A 19,476-nucleotide genomic window follows, 5' to 3' on the forward strand; every position below is an offset into this window, starting at 1 on the left:
GTAGCTCGCCGGGGTGCTGTGTCGTTGGAAGGGTGATCTAACGAAAAGCTGACCTGACCGGGGTGTCAGGCGCCGGTCTGTATCCAGTAGCCTGGCGCGCGTGCGGTGGACTTGGAGGAAGTCGTTGAAGCGGTTCGTGGTCCCTCCGACCTGGCCGTCGCCGCCCCGCCGAAGTTGGGTTCCGCCGAAGACCTGGCGTCCGGAGCCGTCCTGGCCGCCCGCGCCGGACGACTGGCAGTTCTGGGTCGACGGCAAGGGCAATCCGGTCCGCGGCCCGATCGGCCGGTACGCCGGTCCGTCCAGCCGCGCCGTGTACGCCGGGGCCGGTGCGCTGGTCGTCGTCCTCGGGGTGATCGTGTGGTCGTTGTCCGCGGTCGGCCTGTTCGGCGGTGACCAGCAGAACGCCGGCGCCGCGCATTCGATCACCGACTCGACGCCGACGCCGATGCCGTCGGCCTCGCCGAAGGTCGTCGTCCCGCCGAAGGTGCCGAGTACGACGCCGTCCCGGACGCCGAGCAGTACGCCGCTGCGGGTCAAGGCCGAGCCGACCAAGCGGCCGACCCGGACCAAGACCAGCGAGCGGCCGACCGAAGAGGTCAAGCCGTCGACCCCGGTCAAGACGACGAAGCCGGTGCAGCCGTCGCGTCCGACGTCCGCCCGGCCGTCGACCCGCGAGGAGATCCTCCGGCAGTACTGCATCGACCGCGGCTGGGATCCGGAGCTCTGCGACCCCGACAACTGGGAAGAGCAGTCGCGCTAGACCACGTTCCGCTCGGTTCGCCGGTGGTCGGTGCCGAAGCGGTCGGCGTCCATCGGGCTGATGTCGACGAACGGCCGGCGGCCGAGGTAGAGGTCGCGGATAATCTCGCCGATCGCCGGCCCCTGCAGGAAGCCGTGCCCGGAAAAGCCGGTCGCGTAGAGGAATCGCGACAACCCGCCCGCCTCGCCGACCAGCGCGTCGTGATCCGGCGTCACCTCGTAGAGCCCGGCCCAGCCGCTCTGCAGGCCGACATCGAGTAGGGACGGCGTCCGCCGTTCGATCGCGTCGGTCAGGCGCGGCAGCCAGGTGTCGGAACGGTCGAGGTGGAAGCCAGGGAGCTCGTCCGGATCGGACATCCCGATCAGCAGCCCGGGCCCCTCCTGATGGAAGTAGTAGGTGCTGGTGAAGTCGATCGTCATCGGCATGTTCCGCGGCAGCTCCGGGATCGGCTCGGTGACGACGATCTGCCGGCGCAGCGGTGTGACCGGCAGATTGACGCCGAGCGGCGCGGCCAATGCCGTCGACCAGGCGCCGGCCGCGCAGATCACCGTGCTCGTCCGCACGGTGCCCAGGCTGGTCCGGACGGCGCTGATTCGGTTGCCAATGGCATCGACTTCGAGGACGTCGCACCCGGTCAGCAGCGTCGCCCCGAGGCGCCGGGCCGCGGTCGCGTAGCCGAGGACGACGGACTCCGGCGTACAGTGCCCGTCGGCCGCTGAGAAGCAGGCGCCGGCCAGCCCTTCCGGCGCGAGGATCGGCGCCAGCTCGAGCGCCTCCTCGACCCGGACCATCCGGGTCGGCAGCCCGACCGCGCGCTGCCGGATTGTGCTCTCCCGGAACAGCTCCAGCTGGTCGTCGTTCTCCAGCAGGAACAGGTAGCCGACCCGGTGCAGATCGATCTCCTGGCCAGGTCGCCGCGCGAAATCGGCGAACGCCGCCAGGCTGCGAGCGCCGAGCGCGATGTTCAGGTCGTCGGAGAAGTTCGCTCGGACGCCGCCGGCCGCCTTCGACGTCGAGCCGGAGCCGAGCGCGTTCCGCTCCAGCAGCAGCACCCGCTCCACCCCGGCCTCGGCCAGGTGGAACGCGATACTCGTCCCGATCACCCCGCCGCCGATGATCACCACGTCGGCGGCCTCGGGCAGCGCGGTCATGGCAGCAGGAAGTCGAGATCCGCCTCGACGGTCCCGGTATCCATTTGCGCCTTCTGCAGCTTCCCGGAGTAGTCCCAGTTCATCGACTGCCATCGGGTGAACTGGTCGAGTACCCAGATCCCGCTCTGCCGCGATCCGTTCCCGGACTTGCCGTTCCCGCCGAACGGCAGATGCGCCTCCGCACCGGACGTCGAGTTGTTCACACTGACCATCCCCGCCGAGATGCCCTGCGCGAACCGGAACGCCTCGTTCGGGTCGGTGGTGTAGATCGAGCTGGACAACCCGTACCCCGGTTTGTTGCCCAAGGCAATCGCCTCGTCGAGGGTGGAGTACGTCGTGACGCCGACGATCGGCCCGAAGGTCTCGTTCCGGAACAGCTCGTCGTCCGGACGGACGCCGTCCACGATCACCGGGTGGTAGAACAGCCCGGCCGCCGGGTCGCCGACGAAACCGGCGCGCGGGTTGTCCGCGCCGACCCGGCCGGTCGCGCCGAGCACGGTGTGATGGGCGGCGATCCAGCCCAGCGACTTCTCGAACCCCGCGGCGAACTTCTCGTCCAGCAACGGGCCGAACAGCACGTCCTGCGTCGGGTCGCCCATCTTCGCCGCCGCGACGGCCGCGGCGAAACGCTCGACGAACTCGGCATGGACGGACTCGTGGACGATGACCGTGCCGAGTGACGTGCAACGCTGACCGGCGGTGCCGAAACCGGAGAAGAGCGCGCCTTCGACGGCCAGGTCGAGGTCGGCCTTCGCGCTGACCACCATCGGGTTCTTCCCGCCGAGCTCCAGGCACGGCGTCTGCAGGTGGCGGCCGCACAGCTCGCCGATCTGCGTCCCGACCGCGCTGGAACCGGTGAAGCCGACCTTGTCGATCAGCCCGGCCTGCAGCGCCTGCTCCAACCCGGCGAACGTGTCCGGGCCATCGGCGTACACGACGTTGAGGACGCCGGCCGGGACGCCGCCGTGCGCGAAGATCTCGTAGAACGCGTCGGAGACCACCGAGGAGTACTCCGCGGGCTTCCAGACGACGGTGTTACCGCAGAGCAGCGCCGGGACGATGTACCAGGACGGGACGGCGACCGGGAAGTTGCCGGCCGAGATGACCGCGACGGTCCCGATCGGCCGCCGGAAGGTGAACAGCTGCTTGTCCGGCATCTCCGACGGCACGGTCTGGCCGTACAGCCGCCGGCCCTCGCCGATGAAGAAGTCGCAGGTGTCGATGATCTCCTGCACCTCGCCGCGCGCTTCGGCGATCGGCTTGCCGATCTCGCGGGTGACCAGGGCGGCCAGCCGCTCCTTGTTCGCCGTGAACAAGCGGCCGACGTTCGCGATCACCTGGCCGCGCTGCGGCGCCGGTGTCGCAGCCCACGCGCTCTGGGCGCCACGAGCTGCCTGCGCGGCCCGGACGAACACCTCCGGCGTCGCGCTGCCCACTGTCCCGACCACATCGGTCAGCTGCGCCGGGTTGGTCGACTCGCTTCGGCGTACGACCTCCGCGACCCGCTCCCCGGCCACTACGGACAGCACCTCGACACCCATCAGCTTCCCCTCTCGGACGGTGTCCCCAACTCTAGGCGGACGGACCGCGACGCGCTCTTGTGATTGCATTCACAAGCTCGTAGGATGGATCTCCGGAGTAACCTGTCGATGAGACAGCGAGGTGTGACGATGACGAGCCGCAAGCCGCCGAACGTGTCGTTCCAGGAGTGGGTCGACCACCAGGTCAAGGACGCCGAGAAGGCGGGTCAGTTCGACGACCTGCCGGGGGCGGGCAAACCGCTGAAACTCGCGGACAAGCACGACCCCGACTGGTGGGTGAAGGACTTCATCAAGCGCGAGAACCTGGACTCCGAGGCGCTGCTGCCGCCGGCGGTGCTGCTCCGCAAGGAGAAGCAGAAGGTCGCCGAGACGGTCGCGCGGATGCGCCGCGAGTCCGAGGTGCGGGAGTACCTGACCGATCTGAATCGGCGGATCCTGCTCGCGATCCGCGACACCACCGGCCCGGTCGTCCCGGTCGGCAAGGTCGACGAGGCGGCCGTGGTCGCCCAGTGGCGGATGGACCACGACGGTCCGCCGGTCGAGCGGACGGAGGCCGGCGCCGCCGCGGAGCGGCCGCGACGCCGGTCGATCTGGCAGCGGTTGTTCAGCTGAGCAGGTCGCGCGCCGCCGCTTCGATGGTCGCCTCGTCGAGCAGCACGTGGTGCGCGGCCGCGCCGAGCGGAACGTACGAGTCGTAGCTGGTCACGCGGGCCATCCGGCCGGTGAAGCCGTGGTCGACCAGCGCGGCCAGGATGCCCTCGGAGACGCCGCCCGAGCGCCGGGTCTCGTCGACGACCAGGACCCGGCCGGTAGCTGTTGCCTCCCGCAACAAATCCTCCACCGGTAACGGCGCCAGCCAGCGCAGGTCGAGCACCCGGACGCCGGGAACCCGCGCCGCGACGCGCAGGCTCATCGGCACGCCGTTGCCGAACGTCACCAGCGTCAGCTCGGTGCCCCCGCCGTACGTGCGACCGCGACCGAGCGGGACCGGCGCGGTCGGGTACGGCGTCGACCAGGCGTCGTCGGCTTCGTCGTACAGATCGCGCCGGTGGTAGAGCGCGATCGGCTCCAGGAAGACGCTGACGGTGCCCGCGGCCCGTGCCGCGGCCGCGCAGGTGTGCAGCATCGCGGCCGCGTCGTCCGGGCGGGACGGGGAGGCGATCACGATCCCGGGGATATCTCTGAGGACGGCGATCGCGTCGTCGTTGTGGAAGTGGCCGCCGAAACCCTTCTGGTAGCCGTAGCCGGCGATCCGCAACACCATCGGGTTCTGGTACTGCTCCTGGGAGAAGAACTTCAGGGACGCGGCCTCACCGCGCAGCTGGTCCTCGGCGTTGTGCAGGTAGGCCAGGTACTGGATCTCGGGCAGCGGGAGCAGCCCGGAGACGCCCGCGCCGAGCGCGAGACCGAGGATCGACTGCTCGTCGAGCAGGGTGTCGAAGACCCGGGCCGGGCCGAACGTCTTCTGCAGCCCACGGGTGACGCCGTACACGCCGCCTTTACGCCCGACGTCCTCGCCGAACACCATCGCCTCCGGGTAGGCCGCGAGGACGTCGGCCAGCGCGCGGTTGATCGACTGGCTCAAGGTCAGCCGGTCCGTCGTGCGACTCGGCTGTGGCAGCGCCTCGGCGACCGCGGCCGGCTCCGGGAAGCGCAGCGGCGCCGCGATCACCTCGGCGGACGAGAGCTGCGGCAGGCCGGCCACCTCGGCCGCGATCCGCATCGCCTCCGCGCGCTTGTCCTCATAGCGGTCGATCACCTCGTCGGCGCTCAGACCCGCGCCGAGCAGACGTCTCGCCGTCCCCAGCAACGGATCCAGCTCCTCCTCGGCGGTGACCTCGGCCGGACTTCGGTACGCCGCCTCGACGTCCGACCCGGCATGGCCGAGCAGCCGGACCGTCCGCAGCCGCAAGAACGCCGGACGCCGGTTGCGGCGGACGAACGTCGCCGCCTCGGTCGTCATCTCCAGAGTCGCCGCGAGATCGGTCCCGTCGGCGTCGAAGTACCGGAGGCCGGGCCGGTGGCCGTAGGCCTGTTTGATCCAGCCGTCCGGCGTCCGCACGCTGATGCCGAGGCCGTTGTCCTCGCAGACCAGCAGCAGCGGCATCGGCAGGCCCTGGTACGACGCGTGCAGCGCCGCGTTGATCGCGCCGGTGGCGGTCGAGTGGTTGGCCGAGGCGTCGCCGAAGCTGGTCACGACGATCGCGTCCGCCGGCCAGGGCGACGGGACGCCGAGCTTCGCCGCGCGGTTCATCGAGAACGCGACGCCCATCGCCCGTGGCAGGTGGGACGCGATCGTCGACGTCTGCGGGATGATCGCCAGGTCGTGCCGGCCGAACACCTTGTGCCGGCCGCCGGCGATCGGCTCGCTGGTCGCGGCGGCGACGCCGAGCAGGATGTCCCGCAGGCCGTCCTTCGCGCCGCACTGCTCGGCCCGGGCCAGGTAGAACGCGCCGGATCGGTAGTGCAGCAGCGCGGGATCGGTCGGGCGCAACGCGGCGGCGACGGCCGCGTTGCCCTCGTGACCCGCGGAGCCGATCGTGTAGAAGCCCTGGCCCTGAGCCTGCAGCCAGCGCGCGGCCAGGTCGGCATGCCGGCTGCCCAGCTGCGCGTCGTACAGGCTGCGCAGCAGGTCGGCCGGGTATTCGCAGGGGGCGGGCTGGAGGGCGCGGACGCGCTCGGCGAACCGCTGGTCGACCGCGGTCATCGGCGCGGCCTAGAGGCCGCAGTCGAAACCGTCGTCGTTCGGGTTGGCGTCGGCCAGCACGTCCAGGATCCGGCTCGCGGCGCGAAGGTCCTCATTCGATACATGATCCGCGAAGAACGTCGCGACCACAGCCTCGACCACGGGTTGAGCCTCCTTGAGCGCCTTCCGGCCGTCGTCGGTCAGCTCGGCCCAGGTCGCGCGCCGGTCCTCGGGGGTGTTCCGGCGGGCGACGTACCCGTCCTTCTCCTCGAGCTTGCCGACCAGGCGGGTCGCGCCGCTGCGCGAGATCATCAGCTGCTCGGCCAGCGGGGCCATCCGGATCCGGCCGCCGGCGGCGTCCAGGATGCGCAGTACCTCGTGCTCGAAGTAGCTCATCTTCAGCCTGGTCCGGAGCGTGTTCTCGATATGCGTGAACAACAGGGTGTCCGCGCGGTACAACGCTCGCCAGGCCTGGAGTTGTGTGGGAGTCATCTCCTGCGCCATACGATCAGTGTACGTCGGTGCGTGCACGAATAAACAGTTGACGTGTGAACTGTTCATCTGCGTATCCTGTCCGGGCCGGGTGCGAGACTCGGTACGGACGAGAACGGAGGCAGGTCGTGAGCGAGGCAGGTACGGGCTGGAAGGCGGTTCGGCCGCTCCGGCACCGCAACTACCGATTGCTGTGGACCGGTCTGGCGGTGGCCCTGCTGGGCAGTGGGCTGTGGCTGGTCGCGCTCGCCTGGCAGGTGATCGAGCTGGGCGGTGGTCCGGTCCAGCTCTCCGTGGTCACGACGGCGTACAGCATCGGTCTGGTGGTGTGCGTGCTGTTCGGCGGGATCGCGGCCGACCGGCTGTCGCAGCGCAGTGTGATGGTCGCGGCCGACGTCGTCCGGGGTGTCGTGCTGCTGGCGGTCGCCGGCCTCGCGCTGAGCGAGCTGCTGCAGGTCTGGCACCTGGCGGCCGCGGCGGTGCTGGTCGGCGCGGGGGAGGCGTTCCTGATCCCGGCGTACACCGCGCTGGTGCCGAAGCTGCTCCCGGCTGATGAGCTGCTCGCGGCCAACGGCCTGGAGGGGACGCTGCGGCCGCTCGCGCAACAGGCGACCGGTCCGGCGCTCGGCGGATTGGCGATCGCGGCGTTGTCGCCGGGGTTCGCGATCCTGGTCGCCGCGTTCACGTACTTCTTCTCCGCGGCGTGCGTGCTCGCGATGCGGATCCCGGCGGCCGAGGTCGAGGAGCCGGTGGCCGAGGGGGAGCAGCCGACCGGCGTCCGGGCGATGTTCGCCGACATCCGGGAGGGCTGGTCCTACGTCCGCAAGACGCGCTGGCTGCTGGCTTCGCTGCTGTTCGGCACGGTGTTCGTGCTCCTGATCCTCGGCCCGCTGGAGGTGCTGCTGCCGTTCGCGGTGAAGGACCAGCTGGGCGGCGGGGCGACCGAGTTCGGGCTGGTGCTGGCGGCCTTCGGTATCGGCGGTGCGGTCGGCGCCCTGCTGATCTCGTCGCGCAGTCTGCCGCGGCGGTATCTGACGATCATGACGCTGATGTGGGGTTTCGGGTCGATCCCGATGGTCGTGATGGGTTTCGCGGGCGATCTGTGGTTGATGATGGCCGGTGCGGCGCTGGTCGGGGCGACCGGCTCGGCGGCGATGGTGATCTGGGGGACGCTGCTGCAGCGCCGGGTTCCGGACCATCTGCGCGGGCGGATCGCGAGCCTGGACTTCTTCGTCTCGCTGCTGCTGATGCCGGTCTCGATGGCGCTGGCCGGCCCGGCCGGTGCGCTGATCGGGCTGACCGCGGTCTTCCTGATCGCCGGCATCGGTCCGGCGCTGGTCTCGATCGCCGTCGTCTACTTCGGGCGGATGCCGTCCGACGAGCTGGCGAACCCGCTCGACGTCCCCGCCGAGGAGCCGGTCACGGCCTGAGCCCTGGTGTTGGCGCGCCCGCGATGACAACCTTTCGGCACGTTCCAGACGTCTTTGTACGGGGAACGGTGGAAGCGAGCCGTTCGTTGTCGAAGTAGTGGGTGGGGATTGACGTGAGGTGGGCGCAGTGAGTGTGCAGCGGGTGGCGATTGCCGCTGGGCTGGGTGCCGCGACGGTCGGCGCCCTGTCCGGCGTGCTGCTGCTCGGTCCGTTGGGCGCGACCTTGCTGCTACTCACCGTGTTCGGGATCGTCTGGCCGTTGGCCGCCGTCATCCGGCATGTCGTCGAGGACTCGCCGGAGTTCTCGCCCTGGGTGGTGGCCGGCCTGGCCGCGACCGGCATCCTCGCCCTCCCCGGCCTGGTCCGGCTCGCCGTCCTGGGCGCCTTCGGCCTGGCTGCCCTGCTCGTCGGCGCCATCGGCCTCGTCCTGGTCGATCTCGCCGTCCCCGATCGCGAGCCGCGGCCCTCCCGCCGTCAGCGCCGCATCCGCCGCCTCACCGAGGAGCAGCTCCTCGAGGACGAGGCCCTGATCGCCAGCCTCAAGTGCCCGCTCACCACCACCGAGCTCTGCGAAGTCTGGATCGAGACCGCCGGCCAGCTCGCCCAGGGCGCCGACTTCCGCGACCGTCAGGCCGTCGCCGAGGTCCGCCGCATCTGCCTCGACGAGTTCGAACGCCGCAACCCCGAAGGCTTCCACCGCTGGCTCGACGCCGGCGCCCCACCCAACCCCACCACCTACCTGTTGGGTAAGTAGCCGGTCAGCGGGACGCCGGAGCGCCGGGAGATCAGCTGGGCGAGCCCGTGGACGTCGCCGTACGTCCCGTTCAACGTCCACACCGCCTGGACGTCGGACTCCGAGCGCGCGAACCCGATGTCGTAGCCGACCGCGCGACCGGCCGGCAGCGACCCCACGGCGAACTGCGTCGCCTGCCCCTTGATCGACCGAACCTCGGACCACGCGATACACATCACCCGCCGGCCCGCGGCGTCGACGAAACCGCCCGCGTACAGGTAGAGCCCGCCGCGCTTGCGCTGAACCCAGATGTACGCCCACGTGATGACGATCAGCAAGCCGACCGCCACCGCCGCCCGGGCCCACCCGCCGTTCGGCCCGTTCGCCAGCAGATTCGCGACCACAACCAGAATCACCAGACACACCAACGCCCCGCCGATACCGACGTACCGCTGGACCCGCCGCTCGAACTTCCCGAGGTTGTTCCGCGCGGCGACCTCCACCACGCGAGCCGGCGGCAGATCGGCTGGTTCACTGCTCATGACCCCAGGCTAATCAGCCCGGACGCCCCGGACCACGACTGTCCTCAAGCGGCCTTCTTCTTGGCGGTTCGCTTCTTGGGCGCGGCCTTCTTCTTGGTGGTGCGGGCTTTGCGGGCCTCCTCGACGCTGGCGCGGAGGGCGGCGACGAGGTCGGTCGAGGTGGTCGCCTCGGGCTCCTCCTCGGTGGTGACGACCTCTTTGCCCTTGCGTTTGGCGTCGACGAGTTTCTTGACCCGCTCGGTGTAGGTGTCCTGGTAGGCGCCCGGCTTCCACTCGCCGCTCATCGCCTCGATCAGGTCGGCCGCCATCTTCAGCTGCTTGCCCGCCTTCGACTTCGCCGGCAGGTCGTTCAGTTCCTTGGCCGGGTCACGGATCTCGTCGGCGAAGAACATCGTCTCCAGTACGAGCACCTTCCCGTCGGCCCGGACGGCGGCCAGATACTCCTTGCCGCGCATCACGAACTTCGCGATCCCGGCCCGGTTCGTCTTCGCGAGCGCGTCCCGCAACAACGCGTAGGACGACGCGTTCTCGCGGTCCTTCGGACCCAGGTAGTAGCTCTTCTGGAAGTGGATCGGATCGATCTCGTCCAGGTCGACGAAGGTCGAGATCTCCAGCGACCGCGACTTCCCCGGTGCGATGTCGTCGAGCTCGTCCGGCTCGACGATCACGTACTTGCCGTTCCCGAGGTCGTGTCCCTTGACGATCTTGTCGAACGCGACCTCCCGCCCGGTCCGTTCGTTCACCCGCTTGTAGCGGATCCGGTCCGACGTACCGCGCTGGAACTGATGGAAGTCCAGCTCGTGCTCAGAGGTCGCGCTGTACATCCCCACCGGCACCGAAACCAGGCCGAACGTGATGTACCCGCTCCAGATCGATCGCGCCATGCGGGCCCGGTACCCAGGTCACAACCGGTTGTAGCGTTTCCGCGCCTCCCGGCTCTCCTTCTGCGCGTCGCGCGCTGTCCGCCGCGCCTCGTCCAGCTCGGCGCCGAGGGTGTGGACCAGCTGCTGGGCCGTGCTGAGCGCGTCGCGGGCGTCGTCGAGCTGCTGATCCAACTCCTCGACTCGGGCCTCGGCCGCCTGCGCCGCCGTGACGGCGTCCTCGAAGGCTTTCTTGGCCTCGGCTCGGGCGGCGGCCTCGCGCTCCTCCTGCTCGCGTTCCTCCTGAGCGCGCTGCGCCTCGGCAGCCGACTCCTTGGCCGGCTCGGCGGTGGCCCGGCGGCTGCGGGCGGCCGCGCGGCGTTCGTCGCTGATCGGGGTGACGTTGCTCGGCTCGCCGTTCTCGTCGACGACGCCGAAGCCGACGTGGCGCAGCGCGCTGCTCAGCCGGCCTTCGCGGACGGCGTCGCCCGCGGCCGGGTCGACCAGGGCGGCGTCCAGGGTCTCGCGGAGCTTCTGGGCGACGTCCGCGCTGACCTTCTGCCCGGCGTCGTTGGACAGCCCGGCGGCCGCTTTCGCCAGCTTGTCGAGCAGTTGGTGACGCTTCGGCGTCAGCTCGCGCAGGCGGTCGCCGTCCAGGTCGTTGGTCGCCTCCCGGAACTCCTCGCCGAGCGCGAGCAGGTCGTCGAGGTCGTCCGGCAGCTCGCGCGACACCAGGTTCGCGACCCAGGCGGCGACGGTCGGTTTCCGCAGCGCCTTCAGGCGGGTCGAACCGAGCTGGTCGCCGTCAGCCTTCAGCTGTTTGGCCAGCTCGTTCCGCTTCGCGATGAAGTCGGTGGCCGGTACGGCGTACAGCGCGTCGGCTGCCGCTTCGAAGTCCACTTCGCCGACGCTACCCGAAACCTGACACGTTCTGGCACGTTGAGCTGCTTGAGTCGGACCCGTGAATGAATGTTGCGCCGTCGTCGACCTCCGCCAGTACACGCTGCACAGCGGTCAGCGGGACACCTTGATCGACCTGTTCGACGAACACTTCGTCGAGGGGCAGGAGGTCTGCGGGATGCATGTCGCCGGCCAGTTCCGCGACCTCGACGACCCCGATCGCTTCGTCTGGCTCCGCGGCTTCCGCTCGCTGGCCGCCCGCGCCGAGGCGTTGCAGAGTTTCTACACCGGCCCGATCTGGCGCCGGTACGCCGAGGCCGCGAACGCGACCATGATCGACTCCGACAACGCGCTGCTGCTCGAACCTGTCTACCTCGGCGCCGGCTACCCGCGCCCCGACGCGCCCCGCACCCCGGCCCCGACCTCGCTGATCACCGGCGTCGTCCATCCCCGGCAGAGCGCGGACGACGGCTACGTCGACCACTTCCTGCACGACGTCGTTCCGCGGCTGACCGCACTCGGCGCGCCGCCGATCGCGGTCTTCACCTCCCTGGTCGCCGCGAACAACTTCCCCGCGCTGCCGCTGCGCGACGACGTCGTCCTGGCCTGGTTCGCGCGCTTCCCCGACGACGCGGCGTACGACGCCGTCCGGGCCGAGCTCGGGGAGCACCTGCGGCTGCGGCCGACGAGCCGTTCGCAGCTGCGATAAATCCGTTGCGCGCCCGCGGCCGGGCGGGCATCCTGACGGAAGTTGTGCGGCGACGAGCGCTGCCTGGACCTAAGGAGGGCTGACGGATGGCCATCACTGTGCTGCGGCATGTCCGCGTCAGTCTCACCTCCCAGTTCAGGAGCACTCCCGATGTCTTCCGACGTCTTTCGTAGCGAATCCCACCTCTTCGAGTTCGAGTTCCAGCAGGTCGACGAGAACCTGCGGCCGGATCAGCGATGGTCCACCTGGCTGGACGTCGAGCGCGGCTCTCGCGGTCCTGATCCCCGCCCTTCGTGGGTGGTGACGGAACAGGCCGCGATCGACACCGAGCTCGGCGTCCTCAAAACCGGTAAGGAAGCCGATGTCTTCCTGATCGAGCGTGCCGTCGAAGCCATCGGCGACGCGCCCGCGAAGTCCTCGTTACTGGCCGCCAAGCGGTACCGGACCGAGGAACACCGGTCGTTCCACCGCAGCTCGGCGTACACCGAGGGCCGCCGGACGCGGAACAGCCGCGACAGCCGCGCGATGGCGAAGAAGACCGCCCACGGTCGCAGCGTCGCCGCCGGCGGCTGGGCGTACGCCGAGTGGGAGGCGCTGAACCGCCTCTGGACGGCCGGCGTCCCGGTGCCCTACCCGGTCCAGATCGACGGGACCGAGCTGTTGATGGAGTTCATCGACGACGGCGAGGGCGGCGCCGCGCCGCGGCTCGCCCAGGTCCGCCCGGCCAAGGAGCTGCTCGCGGTCTACTTCGAGCAGCTCCGGCACGCCATGCGCGAGCTGGCCCGGGCCGGCCTGGCGCACGGCGACCTCTCGCCGTACAACGTGCTGGCCCAGGCCGATCGGATCGTGATGATCGATCTCCCGCAGGTGATCGACGTCGTCGGCAACCCGAAGGGGATGGAGTTCCTGCTCCGGGACTGCCACAACATGGCGACCTGGTTCACCAGCCGCGGCCTGGAGATCGACGAACAGGAGCTGTTCGCCGATCTCCTCGGCATGGTGTTCTGACTCAACGGGCGACTCGGTAGGCGTCCGTCAGCACCGTCTCGAACTCGTTGCCCTCAGCCTCAGTCACCTGGGCCTTGAGTGCGACGGCGGTGGCGCCGGCCGGGACGGCGACCGTCGCAAGATAGCGGTGGTTGCCGTTGGCCCGGACCGGCGCGAGTCGCCAGGTCGTGCCGCCATCGGTCGAGGTCTGGATCCGCGGCGTGCCCGCCGTTCCCGTCGGCGACTCGACTGTCAGCGGCAGCTGGTGGGTCGCGCCGGTGCGCAGCACGTTGTTGTCGTCGACGGCAGGCTGGAAGCGGATGCTGGCCAACGGCATCTGCGTCGTCCGGTCTGTGGTTGTCGACTCGAAGCTCCAGCGGGAGGTGAACGCGGGAGTCACCAGCTCCAGCTTGTACTTCCCGGGCCCGGCGGGGACGGCGTAGTCCTCCATTCCCTTGAAGGGATAGGGGAGTACGTCGAGCTTCTGGTCGTTCCGGATCACCGTGAGCGTGCCTTCGCCGAAGCCGTAGTGCCCGTCGGCGTCCGTGAACGGGAGAATGAGCCGCAGATCGTCTCTGGTCCGGGAGACGCCGAGCGCTCCACTGGCCAGCACGGCCCGGCCCCACCGCGGGGTGTAGGTCTCGCCCATCTTGTAGATCTGGGCTTGGTCGCGCAGACTCACCGAACTCCCGTCAGGGCTGTCGATCCACACGTCGAACATCCACGGTGTGCCCTCACTGAGGTAGATCACCGGAGTCGCCGGCAGGCTGGAGAACTGGTAGACCCTGCTCCGCCCACCGCCGATGCCAGGTACGGCCGACACGGGGACGAGGTTGGCCGTTCCGCTCGGTGCGCCGACGAAGGTCGGCGTGAGCTTCGCCAACCAGGCGGTGGTGAAGGTCTTCTGGAAGCCGGTGTAGAACTTTCCGGTCTGCGACTCCGAGAGCGCGTAGACGAACGGTGTGTCCTTGAAGTCGCCGTCGGCGTCCTGACGGGCGAACTGCGCTGAGGCCTCACTGGTGAGCTCCGGCACCGGCTGGCCGACCTGCGCGGTGAAGACCTGCTCGCCGCCGGGGCTCTCGCCGATCCCGCCGGTCCAGCCCCAGGCCGGCCGCGTCAGCCCGTAGTACACGTTGGCCATCACCTCGTCGGCGTCCGGGTCGGTGATACCCACGTCGATCGGTTGCGCTTGGCGGGCGTCGAGGGTGAGGGTGCGGTCCTCGGTGAGATCCAGGCGCGGGAGGATCAGGTTGCTGGTGCCGAGCGCCGTCGAGCCGCCCGCGATGGTCGAGTCGAGGAGGTAGCGGCCCTTGGGGGCGAGGACCTTGGTGACGCCGTCCGGCTCGGTCGGCAGGAAGTTGAAGGCGTCGCTGTCCCGATCGATGAGCAGGTCGAGGTGGTCGCCGGTCGCCGATCCGTTGCGATCGAGATGGTTGATGGTCAGCTCGACGGTCTCACCGGACGTCGGGAGGCGGCCGGCTTTCCGGGCGCCGGGGGTGACGGTGAAGAGCTCGGGGTCGAGCTGCCCGCGGCCGATCTTCGCGAGCGCGTCCGAGGGAATCACCGAGACCCGGTCGCCGGAGCGATGGATGCTGAAGGCGACCTTTCGCCCTGGTCCGGCCTCCGGGACGACGGTCTTCCGATCGGCCGAGACCCGGACCGTGTCGCCGGTGACGAGGTTGATCGTGCGGTCGGCCGGCGCCGGTTCGGCGGCTTCGGCCGGGAGGGGGATCGTGGTCAGCAGGGCCAGCGCCAGCAGGCCGGCCCGGATGCGATGACGGGAACGATTCATACCCCGGTCGACGCACCGAGCCCGGCCTCCTGTCACAGAGCCCCGGAAACCTCGCTAGGAAACGGCTTTCGCGGCCGCGCGGCCCGCCGTCCGGCCGGTGAACAGGCAACCGCCGACGAAGGTGCCTTCGAGAGAGCGGTAGCCGTGGACGCCGCCGCCGCCGAACCCGGCGACCTCGCCGGCGGCGTAGACGCCGGGGAGCGGCGTGCCGTCGGCGCGCAGGACGCGCGAATCGAGGTCGGTCTGCAGGCCGCCGAGGGATTTGCGGGTCAGGATGTTCAGCCGGACGGCGATCAGCGGGCCGGCCTTCGGGTCGAGGAGCTCGTGCGGCGGGGCGACCCGGATCAGCTTGTCGCCGCGGTAGTTGCGGGCGCCGCGGAGCGCGGTGATCTGCAGGTCCTTGGTGAAGCTGTTGGTGATCTCCCGGTCGCGGGCGCGGATCTGGCGCTCGAGATCGTCGAGGTCGATCAGGTGGTCACCGGTCAGGTCGTTCATCCCGCGGACCAGGTCGGGCAGGTTCGAGCGGACGACGAAGTCCGCGCCCTGGTCCATGAACGCGCGGACCGGCGCCGTCGCGCCGCCGCGGGCCCGGCCGAGGACGGCCTTGATGTCCTTACCGGTCAGATCCGGGTTCTGCTCCTGGCCGGAGAGGGCGAACTCCTTCTCGATGATCTTCTGGGTGAGCACGAACCACGTGTAGTCGTAGCCGGTGGTCATGATGTGCTCGAGCGTGCCGAGGGTGTCGAAGCCGGGGAACAGCGGCACCGGCAGCCGCTTGCCGGTCGCGTCGAACCAGAGCGACGACGGGCCGGGCAGGATCCGGATGCCGTGCATCGGCCAGATCGGGTCCCAGTTCTGGATGCCCTCGGTGTAGTGCCACATCCGGTCCCGGTTCACGTACCGGCCGCCGGCCCGCTCGGTGATGCCGAGCATCCGGCCGTCGACGTGCGCGGGGACGCCGCTGATCATCCGGCGCGGCGGCTCGCCCATCCGCTCCGGCCACTGCGCGCGGACGAGATCGTGGTTACCGCCGATACCGCCGGAGGTGACGATCACCGCCTGCGCGCGGAGCTGGAACTCGCTGACCTCCACTCGCGAGCTGGCCTGACCACGGGCCACGTCACTCGGCTCGAGCACCTGACCGGAGACGCCGTCCACGACGCCGCCGGTGACGGTCAGCTCATCGACGCGATGCCGGAACCGGAACTCGACCAAGCCCTTGGCGACGGCCTCGCGAACGCGCCGCTCGAACGGCGCGACCAGGCCCGGGCCGGTCCCCCAGGTGATGTGGAACCGGGGCACCGAGTTGCCGTGCCCGTCGGCGTTGTAGCCGCCGCGCTCGGCCCAGCCGACGACCGGGAAGAACCGCACCCCTTGGGCGTGCAGCCACGGCCGCTTCTCGCCGGCCGCGAAGTCGACGTACGCCTCGGCCCACTGCCGGGCCCACTTGTCCTCGTCGTCCAGCCGGTCGAAACCGGCCGAGCCGAGCCAGTCCTGCAGGGCGAGGGCGTGCGAGTCCTTGATGCCCATCCGGCGCTGCTCGGGGGAGTCCACGAACATCAGGCCGCCGAACGACCAGAAGGCCTGTCCGCCGAGCGAGGCCTCCGGCTCCTGATCCAGGAGCAGCACCTTCTTCCCCGCGTCGGCCAGCTCCGCGGTCGCGGCCAGCCCGGCCAGCCCCGCCCCCACGACGATCACATCGGCGTCCATGCGCTATGTATACCGGACGGTAGGTGGGCATGGACTCTGCTGCGCGTAATTGCAAGAATGATGGTCGTGACGATCCTTTCCGCGCAAGATCTGCTCCTGCCTGCCGCTGCCCTCGGGGCCGAGAACCCGCTGCCGCCGCTGCGCAGCCATCAGGAGGTGCACGAGGTCCGCAATCTCGCCGAGCTCCCGGCCGAGCTGCGCGCGAATATCGAGTACGGCGGCCTGCACAGCACGCTGCCCTGTCTCGACCAGGACGGCTACGACCGGACGCTCGTCGACACCGCGCTCCCGTCGCTCGTCCTCGAGAACGACCATGTCCGCGCGGTCGTGCTGCCGAGCCTCGGCGGCCGGCTGTACTCGCTGGTGCACAAGGCCTCCGGTCAGGAGCTGCTCTACCGGAACCCGGTCTTCCAGGCAGCCAACCTCGCGCTCCGCAACGCCTGGTTCGCCGGCGGCGTCGAGTGGAACCTCGGCAGCACCGGACACTGGACCGGCACTTGCGCGCCGATGCACGCGGCCCGGGTCGAAGGCCCCGACGGTACGCCGATCCTGCGCTTGTGGGAGCTGGAGCGGACCCGCAATCTCGTCACCCAGCTCGACTTCTGGCTGCCCGCCGATTCGGAGTTCCTGTACGTCGGCGTCCGGCTGCAGAATCCGGCCGAGGACGACGTCCCGGCGTACTGGTGGTCGAATATCGCCGTCGAGCAGTCGGAAGCGACGCGGGTGCTGGTCCCGGCGGATCAGGCCTGGCGGTACGGGTACGGATCGCGGCTCGACCTGATCGACGTCCCAGCCGAGCTGACCTATCCGATGCGGCACGACCAAGCGGTCGACTACTTCTTCGAGCCGGTGCCCGGCGAGCGGCCGTGGATCGCGTCGGTGGATGCCGAAGGCAACGGATTGGCGCAGGCGTCGACCGAGCGGCTGCGCGGGCGGAAACTGTTCGTCTGGGGCGAGGCCCCGGGTGGGCGACGGTGGCAGGAGTGGCTGGCGCCGGGGCTGACCGGGCCGGGGTACGCCGAGATCCAGGCCGGTCTCGCCCGGACCCAGATGGAGCACTTGAAGTTGCCGGGGGCAACTTCATGGCAATGGATGGAGGCATACGGACGCGTCGCGGTCGACCCGATCGCCGCGCACTCCGATGACTGGTCGACGGCTCGCAGTGCCGGGACCGTCGCTCTGCAACCGGTACTGGACGGCCTGCCCGAGCGGGAAGCGGCCTGGTCCGCGGTGGTCGACTCCGCGCCGGTCGAGACACTCGCGGCCGGGTCGGGTTGGGGCGCCTTGGAGCTGGCCCGAACCGGTTGGTCCGTCTCCGCCGGGACGCCGTTCGCCGCGGAGACCATGACCGACCGGGAGCGCGCGTGGTTGCCCTTGCTCGACGGGCAGCTGCCGGTCGCGGACGGCGTACCGGACGGGACGCTGGTCGCCTGGCGAGACCTGCTGGAGAAGGCGACGGACAACTGGCTGGTCTGGTACCACCGCGGCGTCGCGCGGTTCTACGACGGCGATCGGGACGGCGCGATCACGGCCTGGCAGGAGTCGGGCGCGAACCCGTGGGCGCTGCGGAACCTCGGGCTGGTGACCAAGGACCTGGACGCGTACGAGCGGGCGGTCGCCCTGCGGCCCGAACTGGTGGAGCTGCGAGTCGAGGCAGCCGCGCTCGCGCTGGAGATCGAGCCGAAGCGGGCAGCCGCGCTGCTGCAGGGTGATGATCCGCGGATCCAGCTGCTGCGGGTGCAGCTCGCCCTGGCCGATGGCGACGCGCAGACCGCGCACGAGCTGCTGGCTGCGGGGATCCAGCTCGCCACGGTCCGCGAGGGCGCCAATCCGCTGACCGACTACTGGCTGGCGGCCGAGGAAGCGCTCGGGACGAACCGGCCGGTGCCCCCGGCGTACCAGTTCGGGATGGGCGGTAGCTGACGCGGAAAAAAGATTGTCCGAACGTGGAACCGGCCGGGCCGAACCGGCGTCTCACCGTTGTGCGGCAAGGGCCGCGCAACCAGTTTCGACAAACCCCGTCGCCCGCGGGCGACGCGTCGGAGGTGAGTGCCATGTTGACGATCGTCGTACTCGGGGGGTTCGGCCTGGTGCTGCTGGTCACGGCATGCATCGTGGCGGAAGTGGTCGCCGGTTCGCGCCGGCGGGCGAGCTCCACCGATGAAGAGAAGACCGCAGGGCGCGTCCTTCGCGTCCGCGGCCCGTTCCACGGTCGGCTGGACGACGGCTCGTCGGCCGTCTACACCGAGGTCACCGTGGAGTACTACACCCGTCGCGGCGAGGGCCCGTTCCAGGTCTCCCGCAAACTCCCGGCCACCGGCCGGGTGACGTACGAGAAGGACGATCGGGTGATCGTCGCGTACGACGTCCGCACGCCGCGCAAGGGCCGCATCGCCGGGCGCGTCAGCCACTGGCCCCAGCTGGGGCCGCGGACCGGGGACCCACTGCCACAGGCATAGGTCCCCGAACCAGTCGTTCCCTCCCCTGAACATTCAGGGTGAGGGATTTTGCGGTTTCAGCTCGGGAAGTAGGGGGCGAGCAGGCTGTAGATGGCCGGCAGGCCCTGCGCGAGGACGTATTCGGCCTCCGCCTCGGAGAGTCGATCGGCCAGGTGGGCCAGCGCCTCGCCCATCGCGATACTCGTCGTCACGGCCAGCCGGAAGTTCCGGTTGTCCTGGGCGCCGAACCGGGCCGTCAGCAGCTCCGCGAACTCGGCCGCGTGCTGGTCGTCGTACTCACCCGGCTGGGTCTCCAGATCCGGATCGCCGAGTCCGCTGAGCACGACCGCGCGGAAGCCCGGATCGGTGCGGTGCATCTCGCGGAACGTCGCCATCGTGATGTCGACCGCGGCCCGCCAGCTGGCAACGTCGGCCAACCGGGACCGGACGGTCTCGGTGTAGCGGGCCTGGTTCCGGCGTTCGATCGCCTGGATCAGGCTGCGCTTGTCCGGGAAGTAGCGGTAGACGCTGCCGACCGCGATCTCGGCCCGTTTCGCGATCCCGCTGGTCGAGGCGCCGTCGTACCCACGCTCGACGACCTCCGCGCACGCCGCGTCGAGGATGCGCTCGACCTGGCGGTTGGCACGGTCCTGGGTCGGTGTGCGGCGCAGCGGATACGCCCCCGATGTCACCATCCGGCCATTGTGCACCGAAACCAGGACAACGCTGCCACCTTCGTATGACA

18 protein-coding genes are annotated in these 19,476 nt (G+C 70.1%); 8 read left to right on the forward strand and 10 right to left on the reverse strand.

Annotated features, from left to right (window positions below; genetic code table 11):
• Positions 1-124: 124 nt before the first annotated feature.
• Positions 125-760 (forward strand): hypothetical protein, encoded by a 636-nt coding sequence (locus ACZ6ZD_RS12340; RefSeq protein WP_465671154.1) that lies wholly within the window; start codon positions 125-127, stop codon positions 758-760.
• On the opposite strand, the gene ACZ6ZD_RS12345 is transcribed toward ACZ6ZD_RS12340, so the two are convergent.
• Positions 757-1,911: an NAD(P)/FAD-dependent oxidoreductase gene (locus ACZ6ZD_RS12345; RefSeq protein WP_465671156.1), complete on the reverse strand. Its 1,155-nt coding sequence runs from the start codon at positions 1,909-1,911 to the stop codon at positions 757-759. The two genes, ACZ6ZD_RS12340 and ACZ6ZD_RS12345, sit on opposite strands and share 4 nt — an antisense overlap.
• Positions 1,908-3,452: an aldehyde dehydrogenase family protein gene (locus ACZ6ZD_RS12350; RefSeq protein WP_465671158.1), complete on the reverse strand. Its 1,545-nt coding sequence runs from the start codon at positions 3,450-3,452 to the stop codon at positions 1,908-1,910. The genes ACZ6ZD_RS12345 and ACZ6ZD_RS12350 overlap by 4 nt, the downstream gene beginning before the upstream one ends.
• Before the next feature lie 129 nt (positions 3,453-3,581).
• On the opposite strand from ACZ6ZD_RS12350, the gene ACZ6ZD_RS12355 reads away from it, so the two are divergent.
• Positions 3,582-4,064, forward strand: coding sequence for a DnaJ family domain-containing protein (locus ACZ6ZD_RS12355; RefSeq protein ID WP_465671160.1), 483 nt, complete (start codon positions 3,582-3,584; stop codon positions 4,062-4,064).
• Here the strand turns inward: ACZ6ZD_RS12355 and ACZ6ZD_RS12360 are convergent.
• Entirely contained in the window at positions 4,057-6,159 is a 2,103-nt protein-coding gene (locus tag ACZ6ZD_RS12360) for a thiamine pyrophosphate-dependent enzyme (RefSeq protein ID WP_465671162.1), read from the reverse strand. The two genes, ACZ6ZD_RS12355 and ACZ6ZD_RS12360, sit on opposite strands and share 8 nt — an antisense overlap.
• Positions 6,160-6,168: 9 nt before the next feature.
• The gene (locus ACZ6ZD_RS12365) at positions 6,169-6,642 is read right to left on the reverse strand and encodes a MarR family winged helix-turn-helix transcriptional regulator (RefSeq protein ID WP_465671164.1); all 474 of its coding nucleotides are present in this window, start codon (positions 6,640-6,642) and stop codon (positions 6,169-6,171) included.
• A gap of 116 nt (positions 6,643-6,758) precedes the next feature.
• Between ACZ6ZD_RS12365 and ACZ6ZD_RS12370 the strand changes: the two genes are divergently transcribed.
• Together ACZ6ZD_RS12370 and ACZ6ZD_RS12375 are read left to right on the forward strand one after the other, a co-directional pair.
• Entirely contained in the window at positions 6,759-8,060 is a 1,302-nt protein-coding gene (locus ACZ6ZD_RS12370; protein WP_465671166.1) for an MFS transporter, read from the forward strand.
• A 127-nt stretch (positions 8,061-8,187) separates the two neighbouring features.
• On the forward strand, positions 8,188-8,814 hold the full coding sequence (locus ACZ6ZD_RS12375; RefSeq protein ID WP_465671168.1) for a hypothetical protein: 627 nt from the start codon (positions 8,188-8,190) through the stop codon (positions 8,812-8,814).
• Here ACZ6ZD_RS12375 and ACZ6ZD_RS12380 read toward each other — a convergent pair.
• The 3 genes from ACZ6ZD_RS12380 to ACZ6ZD_RS12390 are packed head-to-tail and all read right to left on the reverse strand — an operon-like array spanning position 8,796 to position 11,095.
• Entirely contained in the window at positions 8,796-9,335 is a 540-nt protein-coding gene (locus ACZ6ZD_RS12380) for a hypothetical protein (RefSeq protein WP_465671170.1), read from the reverse strand. The two genes, ACZ6ZD_RS12375 and ACZ6ZD_RS12380, sit on opposite strands and share 19 nt — an antisense overlap.
• A gap of 44 nt (positions 9,336-9,379) precedes the next feature.
• Positions 9,380-10,219, reverse strand: coding sequence for a non-homologous end joining protein Ku (gene ku / locus ACZ6ZD_RS12385; protein WP_465671172.1), 840 nt, complete (start codon positions 10,217-10,219; stop codon positions 9,380-9,382).
• 18 nt (positions 10,220-10,237) lie between these two features.
• The gene (locus ACZ6ZD_RS12390) at positions 10,238-11,095 is read right to left on the reverse strand and encodes a hypothetical protein (RefSeq protein ID WP_465671174.1); all 858 of its coding nucleotides are present in this window, start codon (positions 11,093-11,095) and stop codon (positions 10,238-10,240) included.
• A gap of 61 nt (positions 11,096-11,156) precedes the next feature.
• On the opposite strand from ACZ6ZD_RS12390, the gene ACZ6ZD_RS12395 reads away from it, so the two are divergent.
• Both ACZ6ZD_RS12395 and ACZ6ZD_RS12400 read left to right on the forward strand, forming a co-directional pair.
• On the forward strand, positions 11,157-11,804 hold the full coding sequence (locus ACZ6ZD_RS12395; protein WP_465671176.1) for an NIPSNAP family protein: 648 nt from the start codon (positions 11,157-11,159) through the stop codon (positions 11,802-11,804).
• Between the two features lie 150 nt (positions 11,805-11,954).
• Positions 11,955-12,812, forward strand: coding sequence for a serine protein kinase RIO (locus ACZ6ZD_RS12400; RefSeq protein WP_465671178.1), 858 nt, complete (start codon positions 11,955-11,957; stop codon positions 12,810-12,812).
• Position 12,813: 1 nt separating this feature from the next.
• On the opposite strand, the gene ACZ6ZD_RS12405 is transcribed toward ACZ6ZD_RS12400, so the two are convergent.
• Both ACZ6ZD_RS12405 and ACZ6ZD_RS12410 read right to left on the reverse strand, forming a co-directional pair.
• Entirely contained in the window at positions 12,814-14,583 is a 1,770-nt protein-coding gene (locus ACZ6ZD_RS12405) for a hypothetical protein (protein WP_465671180.1), read from the reverse strand.
• 54 nt (positions 14,584-14,637) lie between these two features.
• A complete protein-coding gene (locus tag ACZ6ZD_RS12410; protein WP_465671182.1) occupies positions 14,638-16,293 on the reverse strand; it encodes an FAD-binding dehydrogenase in 1,656 nt (551 codons plus the stop codon).
• A 66-nt stretch (positions 16,294-16,359) separates the two neighbouring features.
• On the opposite strand from ACZ6ZD_RS12410, the gene ACZ6ZD_RS12415 reads away from it, so the two are divergent.
• Entirely contained in the window at positions 16,360-18,216 is a 1,857-nt protein-coding gene (locus ACZ6ZD_RS12415; protein ID WP_465671184.1) for a DUF5107 domain-containing protein, read from the forward strand.
• 131 nt (positions 18,217-18,347) lie between these two features.
• On the forward strand, positions 18,348-18,752 hold the full coding sequence (locus ACZ6ZD_RS12420; protein WP_465671186.1) for a hypothetical protein: 405 nt from the start codon (positions 18,348-18,350) through the stop codon (positions 18,750-18,752).
• Positions 18,753-18,808: 56 nt separating this feature from the next.
• Here ACZ6ZD_RS12420 and ACZ6ZD_RS12425 read toward each other — a convergent pair whose 3' ends face one another.
• Positions 18,809-19,426, reverse strand: coding sequence for a TetR/AcrR family transcriptional regulator (locus tag ACZ6ZD_RS12425; protein WP_465671188.1), 618 nt, complete (start codon positions 19,424-19,426; stop codon positions 18,809-18,811).
• Positions 19,427-19,476 lie beyond the last annotated feature (50 nt).

This window comes from Kribbella sp. NPDC104218 (assembly GCF_055584105.1).

Bases quoted from the DNA above. Each gene is read 5' to 3' on its own strand.
- ACZ6ZD_RS12345 (WP_465671156.1), bottom strand. From the start codon at position 1,911: ATGACCGCGCTGCCCGAGGCCGCCGACGTGGTGATCATCGGCGGCGGG.
- ACZ6ZD_RS12355 (WP_465671160.1), top strand. From the start codon at position 3,582: ATGACGAGCCGCAAGCCGCCGAACGTGTCGTTCCAGGAGTGGGTCGAC.
- ACZ6ZD_RS12350 (WP_465671158.1), bottom strand. From the start codon at position 3,452: ATGGGTGTCGAGGTGCTGTCCGTAGTGGCCGGGGAGCGGGTCGCGGAG.
- ACZ6ZD_RS12425 (WP_465671188.1), bottom strand. From the start codon at position 19,426: ATGGTGACATCGGGGGCGTATCCGCTGCGCCGCACACCGACCCAGGAC.
- ACZ6ZD_RS12380 (WP_465671170.1), bottom strand. From the start codon at position 9,335: ATGAGCAGTGAACCAGCCGATCTGCCGCCGGCTCGCGTGGTGGAGGTC.
- ACZ6ZD_RS12400 (WP_465671178.1), top strand. From the start codon at position 11,955: ATGTCTTCCGACGTCTTTCGTAGCGAATCCCACCTCTTCGAGTTCGAG.
- ACZ6ZD_RS12365 (WP_465671164.1), bottom strand. From the start codon at position 6,642: ATGGCGCAGGAGATGACTCCCACACAACTCCAGGCCTGGCGAGCGTTG.
- ku (WP_465671172.1), bottom strand. From the start codon at position 10,219: ATGGCGCGATCGATCTGGAGCGGGTACATCACGTTCGGCCTGGTTTCG.
- ACZ6ZD_RS12405 (WP_465671180.1), bottom strand. From the start codon at position 14,583: ATGAATCGTTCCCGTCATCGCATCCGGGCCGGCCTGCTGGCGCTGGCC.
- ACZ6ZD_RS12360 (WP_465671162.1), bottom strand. From the start codon at position 6,159: ATGACCGCGGTCGACCAGCGGTTCGCCGAGCGCGTCCGCGCCCTCCAG.
- ACZ6ZD_RS12410 (WP_465671182.1), bottom strand. From the start codon at position 16,293: ATGGACGCCGATGTGATCGTCGTGGGGGCGGGGCTGGCCGGGCTGGCC.
- ACZ6ZD_RS12420 (WP_465671186.1), top strand. From the start codon at position 18,348: ATGTTGACGATCGTCGTACTCGGGGGGTTCGGCCTGGTGCTGCTGGTC.